Genomic DNA, 18,106 nt, shown 5'->3' with positions numbered 1-18,106 from the left:
AGTATCAGGACAAATCCAGTCCTTCTGACGCTGCCCGCGTCATGGCCGCGACACGCGCCCGGGTTGCCGCGGCGGCGGCGGCGCGCCTCACCGGATCATCGATAAGGGTAAGGATGGCATCACGCCACACGACCCTGTCGTATGGCAGGAGAATCTCCGCATCCGCGTCGGGAGGCCCATAGGCAGGAGAGATCGAAAAGACACCCGCAGCGCCTGCTCGTGCCACGTCAATACGTTTCGTAGGAGACCGGCAGTCGTTTACAGAAGAGGGAGCAAGCGGCACTAACATGATGTCGATGTGGGTGGCCAGCATCTCGCCTAAGTACTCAGTCCACGAGACTGGCCGACGTAGTGTAACCCGCTCCATTCCCCGCCAGACGTTTTCCACCTTCGGGCTTCCGAAAACTTCAAACTCGGTCCCTGGTCGCAGCGCCAGAACCTCCTGGATGATTGGTTTGAGAAACCGGTGCTCCTCAACATGAACGCCTGTCGCATGGTAAGCGATGAGCACGGTGCCGCGTGTTGCGTTCTGCGTTCTGTCTGACCCGTTCCACAATCCCTCTGGTGGCGCCGGCAGCAGGACGCGAGCACCAGCCGGCGCAAGACGATCGGCAAGCTGGGGTGTCGACGCCCAGGTGATGTCGAGATGACGGTTTAGACGTCGAAGGGGCCGGAGGGCCCGCAGGAACAAGAGAAATCTGTACGCAAGCGGCGCATCTCGGCCAGTGATGACTGCGGGAATGTCATCATCAAGGAAAAGGCCAACACCGGCGAGACGGCTGTACTCGGCCTCGATCCAGTCCAATACGGATGCCGATGCATAGCGACAAATGACGACGAAGGTTCCGTCAGCGTCTAGACTGCTGAGATCACGTTCGCGCACGTCGACAAAGGCATGCGGAGGCATCCCCTCCGCGGCAAGGCGAGCGGCAAAATAGTAGTCGGACGACGGATTAGGATGACGACCGAAGACGACAATACGCTTCACCGGTCGCCTTGCCCGTCCGGTCGCCCCGGGGCGCAACCGGGGGGTGGGCAGGAACCGGGCAAGCAGCGACAATAACCCGTCATGGCGCGGCATGCTGTCTCCTGAAATCATCCAATGCACGTCACCAAAGGCCAACTCTTTGATCAAGCGTGTAGCAAGCGGATACGTCGCAGCCAATGCCTAACTCAAGCAGCTCGTCTGTCGCGGACGGTGAATGAATGAACTCGGATTTCCGATCGGCACAGGGCGTAATGGCCAGCACGCCTTCCAGCGCGGGGCTTTCACCATTCTACACTGGCCGAAACCGTGCGACACCCGACTAATCCGTGAGATACACACGATACATACTTTACCCCTCAAGCCCCGTCCCAGAAGCCGGTTTACAGTGCCAGCCTCTGCATGCTACGGACGGCCATGAACCCTCCACCAGTTGTGCTTAGCACGAATGTGCAAGCGAAATGATATTTGAGCGGAGAACCCTAAACCCATGCGCGTGTTAGTGACCGGCGGTGCCGGATTCATCGGTTCGGCGGTGGTGCGCCACCTGGTTTCCGACAAGAGCTACGAGGTTCTCAATGTTGACAAGCTCACCTATGCGGGAAGCCTGACATCGCTTAGGCCGGTGGAGAACAACCCTCTCTACCGCTTTTTGAATGCTGACATCTGCGACGGACGAGCGATGACTGAAGCTTTCGAGAGCTTCAAGCCGACACGCGTTATGCATCTGGCCGCTGAAAGCCATGTCGACCGGTCCATCACCGGCGCGCGGGATTTCGTGGAGACCAACGTCCTCGGCACCTTTACCATGTTAGAGTGTGCGCGCGCCTACTGGCAGCGCCTCGATAGCGCAGAGAAGGCAGCTTTCCGTTTCCTTCATGTGTCGACGGACGAAGTCTATGGGTCGCTCGGGGAGGACGGCCTGTTTCAGGAGGCGACGCCTTATGATCCGAGCTCACCTTACTCGGCCTCCAAGGCCGCTTCCGATCATCTCGCCAAGGCCTGGGAGCGCACCTACGGGCTCCCCGTTGTTGTTTCCAACTGTTCAAACAATTACGGCCCACACCACTTCCCAGAAAAACTCATTCCCCTGATGATCATTAGTGCACTGGAGGGTAAGCCGCTGCCGGTTTACGGAAATGGTGCCAACATTCGCGATTGGCTGTTCGTCGAGGATCACGCCCGCGCTCTGGATCTCATTGCCGAACGAGGTCGCGCCGGGCAGACGTATAACGTCGGCGGCCGCAACGAACGTCGCAACATCGATGTCGTGAAGCGGATATGCTCCTTGATGGATACGTTCCGTCCGGCCGGCGGACCACACGAGAGGCTGATTACCTACGTCCAGGATCGACCGGGACACGATGCCCGGTATGCAATCGATGCCACCAAGCTGGAGACCGAACTCGGCTGGAAGGCTCTCGAGAATTTCGATACGGGCATAGAGAAGACGGTGAAGTGGTACCTTGAAAACGAATGGTGGTGGGCGCCGCTACGTGACAACTACGATGGGACTCGCCTTGGCCTTGTGGCAGCGCAATAGCATTGCGATCGAGTTTGCCAGTCGTCTACTCGCGCAACTAGTAGGTGACCGGGGTCGCGCTGACCACCAGGTGAGTGTTGTTGATTGTTCTTCGGTCAGGATCGTCTAATGTGTTCGGAAGTATTGCTCATTAAACCAAAACGTTTCGGTGACGACCGCGGCTGGTTTACGGAAGTTTACAATAAGAAGAATTTTGCAGAGTACGGGATAGATGATGATTTTGTACAAGATAATCATTCACTCTCCGTTCCAGTCGGCACCTTGAGAGGACTTCACTTCCAGACTCCTCCGTTCGCGCAAGCCAAACTGGTGCGATGCATAAAGGGAAGAATATACGATGTCGCCGTCGATGTTCGCCGGGGATCGCCGACCTATGGCCGATGGGTGGGCGCCGAACTTTCGGCCGAGAACGGTCACCAGCTCTTCATTCCGGTTGGTTTCGCTCACGGCTTCTTGACTCTGGAGCCTGCGACCGAAGTCACCTACAAAGTGACTGACTTTTATGCTCGTGAGAATGACGGCGGTATCCGCTGGAACGATCCGCAGGTGAACATCGCATGGCCCTTCCCCACCGGCGACGAGCCGCTACTGAGCCAGAAGGATGAGGTCCAGCCGCTTCTCGCTGATTTTGAAAGCCCGTTCGCTTACGATGGAACACCCCTCACTCTTATCGAAATCTGAAGGAAAGGGTCGCATGCGCATTCTGGTTACCGGCGTTACCGGGCAAGTTGGCCACGAGTTGAGTCGGTACGACTGGCCTGAGGAAGTCGAGATCGTAGCAGCGTCGAGACACGATCTCGACCTGGCGGATCCCGGCGCGATTGAGTCATATATCGCGGCTGGACGCTTTGACGCGGTTATCAATCCAGCCGCTTACACGGCGGTTGACAGGGCGGAAGCCGATCCGGTGACCGCATGGAAAGTAAATGCGCTAGCACCCGCGGCGATGGCAGCTGCGACACATAAGGCGGGAATCCCGCTGATATGCGTTTCAACGGATTATGTCTTTGACGGCACGAAGGCGGACGCTTATGACGAGGAAGATCCGATCAGCCCTGTTGGCGTCTATGGCGCATCCAAAGCGGCGGGCGAACTGGCTGTCCGCACAGGCAACCCGCGGCACGTTATTTTGCGGACGTCTTGGGTGTTTTCTTCCCACGGCGCGAATTTCGTCAAGACGATGCTGCGATTGGCGGCAGACAGGCCCCACCTGCGTGTCGTAGACGATCAGCGCGGGTGCCCTACGTCTGCGCGCGACATCGCCGCAGTTCTTGCAAAGATCACTCTGAGACTTATTGCCGACGCGCAGGCACCGACCGGCACCTACCACTTTTCCAACGCAGAACCCACCACCTGGTGTGGCTTTGCCAAGGAGATCTTTCGCCAGGCAGAGTCTTTCGGCTACCGCGTGCCGGACGTAGAGGCCATCGCGACTACCGAATATCCGACGCCTGCGCGACGGCCGGCGAATTCAGTTCTGGATCCAACGAAAATAGAGCGTGACTTTGCCGTGGTGCCTCGGCCTTGGCGTAAAGCACTCGCCGAGGTGCTATCCGACCTCGCCCATGGCGCGACAGAAGAACCAGAGGTAACTCGATGAAGGGTATTATTCTCGCCGGTGGTTCCGGCACGCGGCTCCACCCCGCAACGCTGGCAGTCAACAAGCAGCTCATTCCGGTTTACGACAAGCCCATGATCTACTATCCACTGTCCGTTCTGATGCTCGCGCAAATACGGGATATCTTGATCATCTCCTCGCCCGAGTACATTGACAGCTACAGGCGATTGTTCCGCGACGGCGCAGATTGGGGCCTGGACATTTCGTATGCTGTGCAGCCGAGCCCGGACGGACTAGCGCAGGCTTTCACAATCGGAGCCGAATTTATCGACGGCCACAAGGTAGCACTGGTTCTTGGAGACAATATCTTCTTCGGGCCGGCATGCGGGAATTGCTCGTCAACGCTCGAGATCGAAAAGACGGCGCAACAGTCTTCGCCTATGAGGTGGACGACCCGGAGCGTTATGGCGTCGTCGAACTCGACGCCCAAGGGCGCGCCTTGTCTCTCCAAGAAAAGCCAAAGCAACCGAAGTCACGCATGGCGGTGACGGGCCTCTATTTCTACGACGAGAATGTCGTCGAGTACGCGCGCAATCTGAAGCCCTCTGAGAGAGGGGAATACGAGATCACGGACCTGAACCGCATTTATATGGAAGCTGGCGCACTGTACGTCGAGCGCATGTCGCGTGGCTACGCCTGGCTGGACACCGGTACACACGATAGCCTGCTAGAAGCCTCGGAGTTTGTTCGCACGATCCAGCACCGTCAGGGCACCAGCGTCGCATGTATCGAGGAAATCGCCTATCTCAACGGCTGGATCTCGCGCGATCGACTGATCGAACACGGAGAATTGTATTCGAAGACAGCATACGGAAGGAACCTCCTGAAACTGGCGGAAGATGTGGGACCATCACTCGCACGCTTGTCAGAGGACGAGTTTTTCAAAGCAGTAAAGACTGCGCGCTGAATTTGTGTTCGGATTCAGCGATAGCAAAAGACGAGATTGTGTGAGCGCTTCAGATAAATTTGTGCTTTTCGGGTGCGTGGTTGCTGTCCGTAGACGCATCATATTTTCCAGTTGTTTCACAGGAGGGGGCATGAAGAACCTTCAGAAGACGATAAAGAAGCTGCTTAAGCCCGCAGCAACAGAGGTGTTTTCCCCTGCGGTGCGAGCTGCATTCGACGGCGATGTCTACCTCAACGCTAATCCCGATGTAGCTCGCGCGGGCGTAGATCCCTTGCAGCATTATTACACCTATGGTGTGCATGAGGGTCGCAGACCGCCAACAGGCTTTGCATCGGCAATCATCGCTCTCGCCCACAAAGGCGATCAATCTGCTGCCCGAATGCGAAGGGCGCAAATTGCGCCGATGCCAAGTCGCTCCCTGCAAGAGTTGGTTATTGACGAGGCGAAGACCGACGACACTCTTGGCGTGCATTTTCCCTTACCGGACGGAGCCACCATTGTCTGCGGCGTTGTTCTCTATAACAATGAAGAAGATGAGATCGAGCGATTATTGCGGTCGATACGTAGAAGCGTGGGCGTCGATCAGGTCTCGTTTGTGATCGCGGTCATAAATAACGGCGAGCAACTGACGAGCGCTATGCACGACGTCCTGCGCGATTATGGGGCTGTGCCTCTGGAAAACAAAGACGGTAATATCGGCTCGTCGGCTGGACACACGCGTCTAATGCAATACGCCTTCGTATCTTTGGGCGCTGTGGCCTACATGACATTGAACCCTGACGGCTTCTTTCATCCCAGAGCGCTTGAACGCATGACGCGCATGGCCCACCGGCATGCCTGGGGAGCCGCGATAGAAGCCGCCCAATTGCCAAATGAGAACGGCAAATACGTCAACCCAGACACTCTTGATACAGAATGGGCAGTTACAGCATGCGCATTGTTCCCGCGGCGCATCTGGGAAAAGGTCGGCGGCTTTAACCCACACATCTTTCTCTACTGCGATGACGTCGACTACGGTTGGGAAATCCGCCGCAAAGGCTTCATGGTCAAGTACTGTGCCCGGGCCTATTATTTCCACGACTATGCAAGCCGAACTGCCGTCTCGGAGTTTTTTCAGAGGAATAGGTTGGAGGCCGGACGATACTTGGGTCACCGATGGCGCAACTCTGAATTTCGCCAGTTTTGCGAGATGCGCTTGCTCGAAATGGGCTTTTATACATCAGTAGAGGAAATGCCTGCTATCGATCATTTGCCTATCATCAAAGGGAGCGTTGACGCCGCCAATTTCGGCAATGAGTTCTTTTTCGCTCAGCGGCGCTGGTAACTTTTGATGAATGGAGTCTCGCGCATGATGTATAAAGAGAAGATCTCGGTCCTAATTCGTTTCCATGATTTGAACCATCTGGAGCAATTATCTATATGCCTCCTGACACTGGCGGGACAGACATTTCGCGACGTCGAACCCGTTCTGCTCACTCAGCGCTTCAGCTCCGACGAAATCGCGGAGGTTCAGGCTCTGCTGGAGCAGTTCAGCTGGAGCGGTCACGTAAACCCACGAGTTCTCAACCTCGACCTTTCCGAACCTGAGGATCTGCGGTCGCATCTGCTCAATCTGGGCATCCGTGAAACATCGGACTCGCGTTTTTTTGCGGTCTTGGACTATGATGATTTCTGCGGTCAACACCATTACGAGCGCCTGATCGACTCTCTTAGAGAGAGCCAAGCAGCAATTTCGTATTCGGGGATGATTCTCGTCGAGCAAGCGACCTCACGTACATACAACTACACGGTAAACAAGAAATTCTTCGTCAAGGAGCATGTTAGACTCCAATCCTTGTTCGAAAACCCTCAATTTCAGATGGGTTGCTTCGTCGTTGACAGATCTAAGGTCGACAATAACGATCTACATTTTGACGAATCGATAGTGTATGAGGAAGATTACAACTTCCATTTACGAATTTCGTTACAGTATCCTTCTTCCTTTTCAGTTGTGGCGGAAAGAGTGCCAGCGTTGATGAGAACCGTCCGCAAGGACGGAACAAACTCGATCGTATCCGACTATGATGAGCCCGAGCTTGCAGCCAAAAAACTGGCACTTAGAAGAGAGGGGCGTCGGGCAAACGGAAGACTCAAGAACAGTCTTTTCCGGAAAGAGTTTGATCCATTCGTACTTTTCTGGACGGAACCCTTTCCGATCCGAGGTGGGACCGCCTACAGCTGGGTCGTATATTCGTTCGGCATCGGCATGTCGAATCTCCCGAAACAAAACCAGTACGGTCATCTCCGCGTTACTTACTCGCAAAGATACAAACCACTAGTGACTTCGTTCTCAAGGACGAACTGGGCCTTTGAGCAAAATAGTAGCCTAGTCTCCCGTATCGAGTCCTTCGTGGACGGTGACGATCTTGCGGAATGGGACGGGACCGGGGTGGCCCTTTGGACAGATCTCATGCGAGGACGCGGAGCTATCTATGAACTCGAACGAGAACTGCTAGATCGCGCGTACGATACCTTCCAATTCCGTACAGTTCTGACCTGGGGCGTGAATGGTGCCGTTGCAAGATACTGCAGCGACAACGATTTGAACCACGTTTCGCTGGAGCTGGGACCGACTCGTATTCCGTTCCTGGAGACTGGACACTGCGATCCGTTTGGCGTCAACGCAGCCTGCGTGATGTCCAAGTTGCCTGAAGGATTCGTGCTTCCTGAACTTGAAACCGAGCGATGGTTGGACCAGTTTGTCGCCCGTTGTGGCGTAGATGTGCCCCCCATGCCCGATCTTTACCGAAATGTTCGTGCCGATGCGCGGAAAATAGCGCTTCTCCCGCTTCAACTTGCGGACGACGCCAATTTCCTCCTCCATGCCGATAGGTATACCTCGTTCGCCGATTTTCTGAGCGATGTAGTTCCGCCTCTGATTGAATCAGGATGGACATGCATTATTCGACCGCATCCGGGTGCCGAACGCGCCGCCTACGTAAGAGCAGACCATCAGAAGTGCCGAGAGTGGCAGCTGTCACAGGACCAGGAGAAGGTCATCTGGTTCGACGAAAGGATCGGCCCGTCACAGCAGATTGGCCTATTGAAGCATGCAGACGCGGTGGTATCCGTCAATAGTTCGATGGCATTTGAGGCCATGCTGATGGGCACACCAGTCGTGTTGATGGGCCGCAGCTCGTTCGACTTGCCGGGACACACCGCGAAGCTGGAAGATCTTGTTGAGCACCGAGACCTGACCGATCTGCTTCTTTTGCAGCGCCGGCTCGTCGCGTTCAACCTGTTCCACCATCTTGTTCCCGTAGGGGAATTGTTTTCACCCAGTCAGCTGATGAGACGTCTCGACGAAGCTGAGCAAATCCGGGAGGCATACACCGCTCGTGGAAGTCAGGGGCTTGCCGAGTATCTGACGCGGAATGTGAGAACACGCTTGACTGACTACTTTACAATGGGCCTCTCCCCGACAAGAGTGTCGCCGGTCGATATGATGGCAAAAGCTACACTATTTGCGAAATCGCCGCCTAGACTTTGATACCGTTGTAGCAGTCTTGAGAGACTCCAAGGGGAAGGAATATCATGCACGCTGAGACCAATATCGTACTGGTCGGACACAGTCATTTACAGGCTGTGATGGCTGCGTCTCGTTCTGCCACGAGCGTTGCGTCAAGTTGCGCCGAAGAAAAATATGCCTTTGTTCCTATTGACGCCAAGAGCAAGACCCAGTCGCCACTGCTGTTGGCTGACGGCACCATAAACATGACACTCGGTGACGCGTTACTGAAGGCCGGACTCTTCGAGCCCAGACGGCAGCGCGTTCTGGTTTCAATAATGGCCGGCAACATACACAATGCGACCGGCTTGATTCAACAAGACCCAGAATACGACGTTGTGATACCGGGTCGCCCAGATCTTCAAGTGTCTCAAGGGGTACGCACAGTTCCCGTGGAGCAATTTCTCCACTATTTTCGTAAACACTATGCCCCATTTGTCGATTTTCTGAAGGCAGCCGGGGCAGCGGCAAAACCTCAAAAGGTCCTCTGGATAGAGCCACCGCCACCAATCGCAGACAACGAACACATATCCAGGAATCTCGACCAGTGGTTCAAGAATAACTATAGTGCCGAAAGGCTCACTCCGGCCCCCGCCGTATTGCGATACAAGTTGTGGCTTCTTAATCGGATAGCGCTTCAGGAAGCCGCAAAAAAGGAGGGGTGGACGTTTTTGACGGCACCCGAAACGGCGATAGACGAGAATGGGTTTCTGGTCAGGCATGCTTGGGCGGGCGATGCGACTCACGGCTCGGCGTGGTATGGCGAAGAGGTATTAAAGAAAATAAAGGCAGCAGTAGCCAGCTCCTGATAGAGGTCAATGCCTTGGTTAGTCGACATCCTTACAAAGAGCTTCCGGATTATGCGTTCTGGTCACGTTCTGTTTCGCGCGTTTCATCTGGAGATGTAGATCCTGTTACAACCAGCCCGCGATTTATTGAACGCCACCATCTTATTGCGACCGCCGGAAGTTGCTTTGCCCAACATCTCGCCCGACGTTTGCGACAGAGTGGTTACAGTTACTATGTGGCGGAGAACATTCATCCGGTTCTTAATGACGACGTAGGAAAGGAGCAGAATTACGGGCTCTTTTCCGCTCGTTACGGGAACATCTACACCGCAAGGCAATTGTTGCAGCTGTATAAGCGGGCCTTTCAAGATTTCAGGCCCGTCGACGACCATTGGAACACGACGGGCGTGTTCGTTGATCCGCTTCGCCCTACTACACAACCGGGAGGATACAGAACGCTTGCAGAACTCGTGCGAGATCGTGATTACCATTTATCCTGCGTCCGGGAGATGTTTCAGAAGCTTGACTTCTTTATCTTTACGCTTGGCCTGACAGAGGCCTGGTTGAACAGCGAGGATGGAACAGTATATCCGATATGCCCAGGGGTCGTTGACGGTCGCTTCGATTCCGGGAAGCACGTTTTTTGCAATTTCAGTTACGACGACGTTCTTGATGACATGAGAGACTTTCTTCGTCTTTTGAGCAACATCAATCCGAAAGCCAAGGTTATTCTTACAGTTTCTCCCGTTCCTCTCGTCGCAACCAAGGAAGACAGGCACGTACTTGTGTCCACTACCTACTCCAAATCGGTGCTCCGGGTGGTTTGCGACACGCTGACTCGACAGTTCGAAAACGTGCACTACTTTCCCTCCTACGAGATCATCACGGGACCGCACGCGCGTGGCCGGTACTATGGCGAGGATCTTCGCGAGATTGACGAGGCAGGAGTTGATCACGTCATGCGTGTTTTTGCGCGTCATTTTCTGAGCCAAAGCCCCGCCGAGGAACTGCCCAAGGTCCCACCGACAGCTGTGCCGGGCGCAACAAGTGTTCAACAAATCGCCCAGCAGTTCGTCGAAGTCGAATGCGACGAGGCTCGTCTTGAAAAGCGTGAGTAGACATACGCTGGAGACAGCTGCCTATTTGGCGGAGTAGCTCTGTACGGCATAATAGCCCCTTAATTGTTTCGCCAGACGGGCGGCACGTGTTCATTTTCTGCTTGCATGCGGACGCCTCTCCAAGAGATCCGAGCAGGAGACACGGCACCTTAGAGTCAGAAAGCTGGACTTGCTTTCGCCAAGAAAGCTCTATGAAGGGAGACTGATCAATGAGCTACTTTGATCTCATTGAGCCCGATCATCTCGCCGCGTTGGATGATCGTGGTGTTGCGCGAAACCTGTTTCGACGAACCGTTTCAATGGTGGAGATCGAGCTGTTTTCCTACTGCAACAGAAAATGTTGGTTTTGTCCAAACGCACATATAGACCGTATCAGTCGGAATATTCATATGTCACCGGCGACCTACACTCGCATAATCTCCCAATTGGCGGAGGTAGAGTATCGCGGGGTCATAAGCTTCAGCCGATATAACGAACCGCTTGCAGACCGCGTAATTCTTGAGCGAGCAGCGCAGGCGCGAGCCGCACTACCAAAGGCGCGCCTCCATACGAACACCAACGGCGACTATCTCGACATAGGATACCTCGATGATCTATATAGTTCTGGATTCAGATCTATAAATATACAGATATATTTGCAGAATGGCGAGAAATACAATCACGAAAAGACGAAACGAAGAGCACAGCAGAGTTTACGACGTCTCCAAATACCGTATGACGTTACGCGAGATGACCCGGGTCTATGGTATGAAATGAAGTTGCACTTCAAAGACATGAACCTGAGGCTTTATGGTCGAAATTTTTCTGAGAACGGTACAAGCCGTGGCAACCAGGTGGACATAAAGCGCGACTACGTTCGTACCTTACCATGTAGCCAACCTTTCTGGGGCGTGTATATCGACTACACCGGCCAAATGATGCCGTGCTGCAATTATCGTTCCGATATCGCAGAACACGGCGAGTATGTACTCGGTGACATCGACCAGGGAGACGACCTCTTCCTGAGCTATGCCAACGGCAAGGCCGCGACATTCAGGCGCTCCCTTCTACGTGACGGTCCCAAAGACGGACCATGCGCGAGTTGTCACTTTGCACTCGAGGAGGTCTCGCCCAAACAACAACAGCGGCTTGACCTCCTTTTTGAGGGTTCAAAGTAGCGTCCCAACCCGCGAGTGAGAGAAGTTGCCACAATCGTATCATGTCGCCCACACGACGCGAGGTAAATCGTGGGACTGAGATAGCGCGCGAACAGCTTTACTATATCGAGCCGCAGGGGTATGCGAAGGCACGATCCGACATGATGAGCGAGGAAACGGCGTTGACAGGACAAAATTGCATTATGATCACGGGAGGTGCTGGCTTTATTGGTTGTAAGTTATCATCGCTTCTACTGTCTTTCGGTCTACCGATCGTCGCCGTCGACAACCTCCATCCTCAGGTGCATCCCGGACAGACTCGCCCCGAGCTTATGCCCGATTACGTGAATCTGTTCGTGATGGACATCTGTGATGGCGAATCTTGGAGGCAGGTTCTATCGAAGTGGAAGCCACGCATCCTGGTTCATTTGGCTGCGGAGACCGGGACGGGCCAGTCGCTCACTGAGTCGTCTCGCCACGCTATGGTGAACGTGGTGGGAACAACAAGGATGCTCGACGCTCTTCTTGAAGCTTCCTACCGTCCGGACCACGTGCTGCTCTCCTCCAGTCGCGCCGTTTACGGAGAGGGAGCATGGAAAGACCCAGATGGGGAGGTCTGTTACCCGGGCATCCGAGGAGTAGAAGCCTTAGAGGCTGGGCGATGGAATTTCACCAATCAAGATGCCCGTGAGATGTCACCGCTGCCGCACCGTGCGGGTTCCACTGTTCCGAAACCAACGAGCGTGTACGGCGCAACTAAGCTCGCACAGGAGCAAATTCTTGGCGCATGGTGTAGCGCGATAGGGGTGCCGCTTTCGATCCTGCGGTTTCAGAACGTCTACGGTCCGGGTCAATCTCCGTTTAACGCTTACACTGGGATCATTAATCGTATGCCTCCGCCAAAGGCCGTCTGCCCTGATTTGATAAATGGCTTTAAGTGCATGCCTTATGTCATGCGCTACAGTCATTTCACAAATTGAGGTCCTGCCTGCCGATGATCTTGGCCGCCGGCGGGACTGGACGGATGAAGAGAAGATCCGCATCGTCGAGGAGAGCTTGCAGGGCTATCGGCAGGGTTCGGCGACGGCTCGGCGCCACGGGCTATCGCGCTCGCTGCTGACAACCTGGCGTCGGGAATACCGGAGCGGCGCTCTTGGCGGTGCGGCTGCCCATGGCTTCGTGCCGCTGGCGATTTCGCCACCGGAAGCCGGGCCGCGTGAGGTGGTGTTGCAGCCTCGGTCTGACGACGAGGTGCAGATCGAGATCGGTCTACCGAATGGCCGCCGCCTGACGATCCCGGCGACGCTTGATCCGAACATCCTGGCCCGTCTGTTGCCGGTTCTGGATGCGTCATGATCGCCTTTCCAGCAGGGGTGAAGGTGTGGATCGCGGGTGGCGTGACAGACATGCGTTGCGGCATGAACAGCCTGGCGCTGAAGGTGCAGGAAGGGCTCGGACGCGATCCCCATGGCGGCGAGCTATTTTGCTTTCGGGGGCGCAAGGGCGATCTGATCAAGATCCTGTGGCACGATGGGGTCGGCATGTCGCTCTATATGAAGCGTCTCGAGGCCGGGAAGTTCATCTGGCCGGTTAGCCAGAACGGCTCTGCCGTTCCTGTTTCGTCAGCGCAATTGGGCTACCTCCTGGAAGGGATCGATTGGCGGAATCCACGCTGGACACAGCGACCTTCGAAGGCGGGTTGACCGTTCATATTTCTATGTTTTTGTTTGGTTTTTTGGCGGGCAGCATGGTAGTTTCCCGCCATGGACGAAGCAGCCTTGGAGATTGCCAGATTGCGCGCCGCGCTTGCGGCATCGGAGGCACGTGCCGCTTCGGCCGAGGCCGACCTCGCACAGGTGCGGGCTGTCGTCACGACGTCCGAGGCGATGATCAGGCACCTCAAACTCGAGATCGCCAAACTGCGGCGGGCGCAGTATGGCCAGAGTTCGGAACGCCGCGCCCGGCTGATCGAACAGATGGAACTGGAGCTCGAAGAACTCGAGGCCGACGCCACCGAGGACGAGATCGCGGCAGAACGCGCCGCGGCAAAGATCACGAATGTTTCTGCCTTCGAACGCCGTCGTCCGGCCCGTAAACCGTTCCCGGTGCACTTGCCGCGCGAGCGCGTGGTCATAGAGGTCCCCTCGAGCTGCACCTGCTGCGGTTCGGCGCGGATCGTGAAGATGGGCGAAGACATCACCGAGACGCTGGAGGTGATCCCTCGCCAGTGGAAAGTGATCCAGACGGTGCGCGAGAAGTTCACCTGTCGGGATTGCGAGAAGATCTCGCAGCCACCAGCACCTTTCCACGCCACACCGCGCGGATGGGCAGGACCGAACCTGCTCGCGACGATCCTCTTCGAGAAGTTCGGCCAGCATCAGCCCTTGAACCGCCAGGCCGAGCGTTACGCCAGGGAAGGCGTCGATCTCAGCCTCTCCACGCTGGCCGATCAGGTCGGTGCTTGTGCGACCGCCCTCCAGCCGATTCATGATCTGATCCGCGCCCATGTTCTGGCCGCCGAACGGTTGCATGGCGATGATACCACCGTGCCGCTTCTGGCTCGGGGCGCAACGCGGCAGGCCAGGCTCTGGACCTACGTCCGCGACGACCGCCCCTTCGCGGGCGGCGCTCCTCCCGCAGCGCTCTTCTACTTCTCCCCCGATCGCGAGAAGATCCACCCCAACCGGCATCTCGTTGGATGGCAGGGCACGCTGCAAGCCGACGCCTACGGCGGCTACAACGACCTCTATCGTGCCGACCGCAGTCCCGCGCCGGTGCTCAGCGCCCTGTGCTGGAGCCATGCACGGCGCAAGTTCTTCGAGCTCGCAGACATTGCCGGCAATGTGCGCAAGGGCAAACCCGCCCACGAGATCTCGCCTGTCGCGCTTGAGGCTGTGGCCCGCATCGACGCCCTGTTCGATATCGAACGTGGCATAAACGGCATGCCCGCCGAGGCGCGGCTTGCGGCGAGGCGGCAGCATGCGAGCCATCTCGTCGAGGAACTGCACGACTGGCTCAAGGCTCAGCGCGCGCAAATGTCGAAGCACAATCCCGTCACCAAGGCGATCAACTACATGTTCGAGAAGGAGGGGCGCTGGGAGGCCTTCACCCGTTTCCTCGATGACGGCAGGCTTTGTCTGACGAACAATGCGGCCGAGCGCGCCCTGCGCGGTGTCGCTCTGGGGCGACGGGCATGGCTTTTCGCCGGATCGCAGCGCGGCGGCGATCGCGGCGCGTTCATGTATTCGCTGATCGTCACGGCGAAGATGAACGATATCGACCCGCAGGCTTGGCTGGCGGATGTCCTCGCCCGGCTCCCAAGCATCCCAGTATCCAGGCTGCCGGAACTGTTACCGTGGAACTGGTCCCCCGCCGGCAATGCTCGACAGGAGGCGGCCTGATGGCGCGTCCAACCCATGTCTACACGATCGAATGCGCCGCCACGCTGATCGGCGAGAACCTCGAACTCCTCCAGGAAGTCGCCAGCAATTCGGACAACATCGACTACGGCGAGATGATCCATGCCCACGACGGAACCGACGAGGGCATCACGACCTTCACCGACCGTGGCATTGAGAGCCTGCAGGAGTTCCTCGCCGACGTAAGGACCTGGGAGGGCGGCGTTCGCCAATTCCTCACGGATTCCCAATGCGATCCGGAAGCAATCGAGCGCATCATGGCAGATGAGCCGAAATCATAGCCTCCGCGGCCTTGGCCGGATGCTTACCATTAATCTCTTTTACCGCCAGGCCTACGGCAAGGAATCGATCAATGTTTATGAGGACGGCGCCGTCGGTCGAGATTTTGTTTTCATCGATGATGTTGCGCGCGCGTGCAAGGCTGCACTTGATCGACCTGCGCGCACTATTAGAATACTTGATGTCGGCACGGGTCGGCCAACCACAATTCTTGACGCAGCTTTGGAAATTGCCAAGCTTAACGACGCACCGCCTCCGACCATTAGCGGACGCTTTCGCCCAGGTGACGTTCGATGGGCTGTCGCCGAGACTGACGACTTAGAGCGGCAGCTTCGGGTAAAAGCGTCGGTTTCCTTTGAAGAAGGTGTTCGTCTGCTCGGAAACTGGCTCGTTTCCAAACACTACGTGTGATTGGCCCGCCGGTTCGGCCCGATTAGGAGACGACAGGAGCTGACATGTAGACGGGCCCTAGAGTACTCCCGTTTCACGCGACATGTCGACCAGGTTGATTTCGCCCTGATGAATTGCCGTGGGGGAGGCTCCAGTGCATCCCGGCGAGGTCCGGGAATAGGCCGCACCTCGCTAAACGAACCACCTGCGCTCTTTCGGCAAGCGAACCGGTGAGATCACTCTTGGGTCCGAACGATCCCGGCTGTAAGCTGGATGAGAGGCGGGATCAATGAAGTCCTCGGTCCCATGTAACCTGCGGAGGTTGGCTTTCTCTACCTCAAACCTCGCGCGCCGTTCGCCAGACTTGTCGGATCCGCGCGAGACAGATTCGTGATGGATCATACAGGCGAAAGGCGTCCAGACGATCCGGTAACCGACCTTATATGCGCGGCAACAGTAGTCCACGTCGTTGTAGGCGACAGCGAAATTATCTTCATCCCAGGGCCCGATCTCCTCTGCGCACTTCCGCGTGATGAGCATGACCGCGCCGGTGACGCACGCCATCGAGCTGCGTAAATGAAGACGATTCATCGGGCCTCCGAACGTCTCCGGCTTATTCAAATACCAGTGACCGGCCAATCCTCCGAAGCCAACAATGACCCCCGCATGCTGTATTCTTCGGTCCGGATAAAGAAGCTTCGCTCCGACGATACCCACGTCGTCGTAGTTCAGGCACTGCACCATTTCACCTAACCAGTCCGGACTGATGATCTCGACATCATTGTTGAGCAGGAGGAAATGATCTCCACTTGCATGCACCATACCCTCATTAATCGCACGAGAGAAATTGAAAGGTGCGGGTTTTATATGGAACTGGAATGTAGGATGGCGACTTGCATATTCTTGATAGAGTTCAATCGTAGCGGGATCTGTCGTTCCGTTGTCGACGACGATCACCTCAAGATTGGCGTAGTTCGTTCCTTCATAGATGCCCTTCAGAAGCGTCGAGATCAGGGTATGGGAATCCTTGTTTGGGATAATGATCGAAATCTTCGGGCAAATCGCCCCGGCGCCTGCTTCAAAGTTAACTCGATGAAGCGTTTCGGTGAGCGCCGGCAGGACGGTATTCGGCTTGTGCTTGCGCTCGAAGTGCTCTCGCAATGCACGGCGCGCGCTTTTGGTCGCCTTTCCAAGAAAGGTGCGCGAATACGTCTTGCCATTTCGGCGCCACCAATAGGCGGGATACGGTATATGCAAGACTTGAGAGTTGTCCAACCCATCCAGGTAGCGCAACAGGAGGTCGTAGTCCTGTGAGCCGTCGAATTCAGGACGAAGAAAGTTCAAATCAAGCAATCTCTCGCGACGGTAGATCGAAAAGTGATTAATATAGTTAACTCCGGAGAGGAGGACGGGATCATACGCCGGCTTCAACAGCAGCCCGGTAGGTTTGAGATCATCGTTGACAACCAGTTCGTCTGTATAGAAGAAGCCGGCGTGCGGAGTCGCCTCCATCGCCTGACGAATGATCTTTAGTCCATGCGGCGCGATCACGTCGTCGTGGTCCAGGAACGTAACCCAATCGCCTTTAGCGGCGGCAAGGCCCGTATTGGTTGCGCCCGCTATACCGGTGTTGACCGGGTTGAGTACGCAGTTGACCCTGGCGTCATGTTCGCAGGCGGCGTACCAGCCAAGAGTCTCCTCTGCCGTCGAACCGTCATCAGACAAGATCAACTCGGCGCCAACGACATCCTGCTCGAGAAATGACGACACAAGGTCATCCAGGTACCGGGCCGGCGCATTGTAGACGGGAACAACAATGCTAAGCCATGGATGGTCGGAGAACCGTGCCTCGGCAAGGGATACCTCGCCGGCTAAATCGGCGACTGTTTGGATATAATCCTGCAAGGCGCTTCTCTTTCGCCGAAATGACAAGATCGGCAATGATGACCGGAAGCGGGGCAGCTTACCGAGACGTATGCACTCCAGGCCCGAAGATTGCCCTTTCTGTTCCGTGACATGATGCTCGACAGCGGCCGTCGTTTCAAACTCCTCGACGCTCATGGCGAAACGACAAGGCTCGGCGGCCGGGTCAAGGCGGATGGTGCCTATTGTACCGAAGCGTCCAATGTCAACGACGAAGAGGAGGTCCTTGCTGCGGCCAACCGCCCGGCTATCCTCCTCGCGAAAACCGCGCCCCTTGTTGATGTAGATTTTCGGCTCGATCTCGCCTTCACAGGCCGTCAAGCGGATGGCGAGAAAACGCTTCCGAACGAAGGGAAAGCGGAGAAGAAAGAACGGATCATCCCCTTCCGCGAACCAAACGGAATGACCCGTAGCATCAGCAGACAGCTCGTTCCGTGCAACAACTTCTACCAC

16 protein-coding genes and 1 pseudogene are annotated in these 18,106 nt (G+C 56.1%); 15 read left to right on the top strand and 2 right to left on the bottom strand.

Translation table 11 applies throughout. From position 1 onward, the window contains the following. Positions 1-4 precede the first annotated feature (4 nt). Complete coding sequence (locus H4I97_RS22620) at positions 5-1,165, bottom strand: glycosyltransferase family protein (protein ID WP_182307945.1); 1,161 nt, start codon at positions 1,163-1,165, stop codon at positions 5-7. A gap of 310 nt (positions 1,166-1,475) precedes the next feature. On the opposite strand from H4I97_RS22620, the gene rfbB reads away from it, so the two are divergent. The 15 genes and pseudogenes from rfbB to H4I97_RS22545 all read left to right on the top strand — a co-directional run bounded on the left by rfbB (position 1,476) and on the right by H4I97_RS22545 (position 15,751). Next, positions 1,476-2,528, top strand: coding sequence for a dTDP-glucose 4,6-dehydratase (rfbB, locus tag H4I97_RS22615; protein WP_182307944.1), 1,053 nt, complete (start codon positions 1,476-1,478; stop codon positions 2,526-2,528). A 108-nt stretch (positions 2,529-2,636) separates the two neighbouring features. Next, positions 2,637-3,209 (top strand): dTDP-4-dehydrorhamnose 3,5-epimerase, encoded by a 573-nt coding sequence (rfbC, locus tag H4I97_RS22610; RefSeq protein WP_182307943.1) that lies wholly within the window; start codon positions 2,637-2,639, stop codon positions 3,207-3,209. Positions 3,210-3,222: 13 nt separating this feature from the next. After that, on the top strand, positions 3,223-4,128 hold the full coding sequence (gene rfbD, locus H4I97_RS22605; protein WP_182307942.1) for a dTDP-4-dehydrorhamnose reductase: 906 nt from the start codon (positions 3,223-3,225) through the stop codon (positions 4,126-4,128). Beyond that, positions 4,125-5,053 (top strand): annotated as a pseudogene (gene rfbA, locus H4I97_RS22600) (glucose-1-phosphate thymidylyltransferase RfbA). The gene rfbD and the pseudogene rfbA overlap by 4 nt, the downstream one beginning before the upstream one ends. 130 nt (positions 5,054-5,183) lie before the next feature. After that, positions 5,184-6,377, top strand: a complete 1,194-nt coding sequence (locus H4I97_RS22595) for a glycosyltransferase family 2 protein (protein WP_182307941.1) — start codon at positions 5,184-5,186, stop codon at positions 6,375-6,377. A 24-nt stretch (positions 6,378-6,401) separates the two neighbouring features. After that, a complete protein-coding gene (locus H4I97_RS22590) occupies positions 6,402-8,582 on the top strand; it encodes a capsular polysaccharide export protein, LipB/KpsS family (RefSeq protein ID WP_182307940.1) in 2,181 nt (726 codons plus the stop codon). A gap of 44 nt (positions 8,583-8,626) precedes the next feature. Next, on the top strand, positions 8,627-9,409 hold the full coding sequence (locus tag H4I97_RS22585) for a hypothetical protein (protein WP_182307939.1): 783 nt from the start codon (positions 8,627-8,629) through the stop codon (positions 9,407-9,409). 14 nt (positions 9,410-9,423) lie between these two features. Further along, positions 9,424-10,506: a GSCFA domain-containing protein gene (locus H4I97_RS22580; protein WP_182307938.1), complete on the top strand. Its 1,083-nt coding sequence runs from the start codon at positions 9,424-9,426 to the stop codon at positions 10,504-10,506. Between the two features lie 209 nt (positions 10,507-10,715). Then, on the top strand, positions 10,716-11,663 hold the full coding sequence (locus H4I97_RS22575; RefSeq protein WP_182307937.1) for a radical SAM/SPASM domain-containing protein: 948 nt from the start codon (positions 10,716-10,718) through the stop codon (positions 11,661-11,663). A gap of 140 nt (positions 11,664-11,803) precedes the next feature. Beyond that, complete coding sequence (locus H4I97_RS22570) at positions 11,804-12,622, top strand: SDR family oxidoreductase (protein ID WP_244658833.1); 819 nt, start codon at positions 11,804-11,806, stop codon at positions 12,620-12,622. Next, entirely contained in the window at positions 12,591-12,998 is a 408-nt protein-coding gene (gene tnpA / locus H4I97_RS22565; protein ID WP_182307262.1) for an IS66-like element accessory protein TnpA, read from the top strand. The genes H4I97_RS22570 and tnpA overlap by 32 nt, the downstream gene beginning before the upstream one ends. Beyond that, positions 12,995-13,345: an IS66 family insertion sequence element accessory protein TnpB gene (gene tnpB / locus H4I97_RS22560; protein WP_182307263.1), complete on the top strand. Its 351-nt coding sequence runs from the start codon at positions 12,995-12,997 to the stop codon at positions 13,343-13,345. The genes tnpA and tnpB overlap by 4 nt, the downstream gene beginning before the upstream one ends. 60 nt (positions 13,346-13,405) lie before the next feature. Further along, on the top strand, positions 13,406-15,043 hold the full coding sequence (gene tnpC, locus H4I97_RS22555) for an IS66 family transposase (RefSeq protein ID WP_182307264.1): 1,638 nt from the start codon (positions 13,406-13,408) through the stop codon (positions 15,041-15,043). Then, positions 15,043-15,342: a hypothetical protein gene (locus tag H4I97_RS24700; RefSeq protein WP_244658735.1), complete on the top strand. Its 300-nt coding sequence runs from the start codon at positions 15,043-15,045 to the stop codon at positions 15,340-15,342. Before tnpC ends, H4I97_RS24700 begins: the two co-directional genes overlap by 1 nt. Before the next feature lie 19 nt (positions 15,343-15,361). Next, a complete protein-coding gene (locus tag H4I97_RS22545) occupies positions 15,362-15,751 on the top strand; it encodes an NAD-dependent epimerase/dehydratase family protein (RefSeq protein WP_182307936.1) in 390 nt (129 codons plus the stop codon). 171 nt (positions 15,752-15,922) lie between these two features. Here the strand turns inward: H4I97_RS22545 and H4I97_RS22540 are convergent, their stop codons facing one another. Next, on the bottom strand, positions 15,923-18,106 hold the full coding sequence (locus H4I97_RS22540) for a glycosyltransferase family 2 protein (protein WP_244658832.1): 2,184 nt from the start codon (positions 18,104-18,106) through the stop codon (positions 15,923-15,925).

It is taken from the genome of Ciceribacter thiooxidans, from assembly GCF_014126615.1.
Taxonomy (GTDB): domain Bacteria; phylum Pseudomonadota; class Alphaproteobacteria; order Rhizobiales; family Rhizobiaceae; genus Allorhizobium; species Allorhizobium thiooxidans.
The sequence above is the reverse complement of the archived record's forward strand: the minus strand, read 5'-3'. Positions and strand labels throughout refer to the sequence as shown.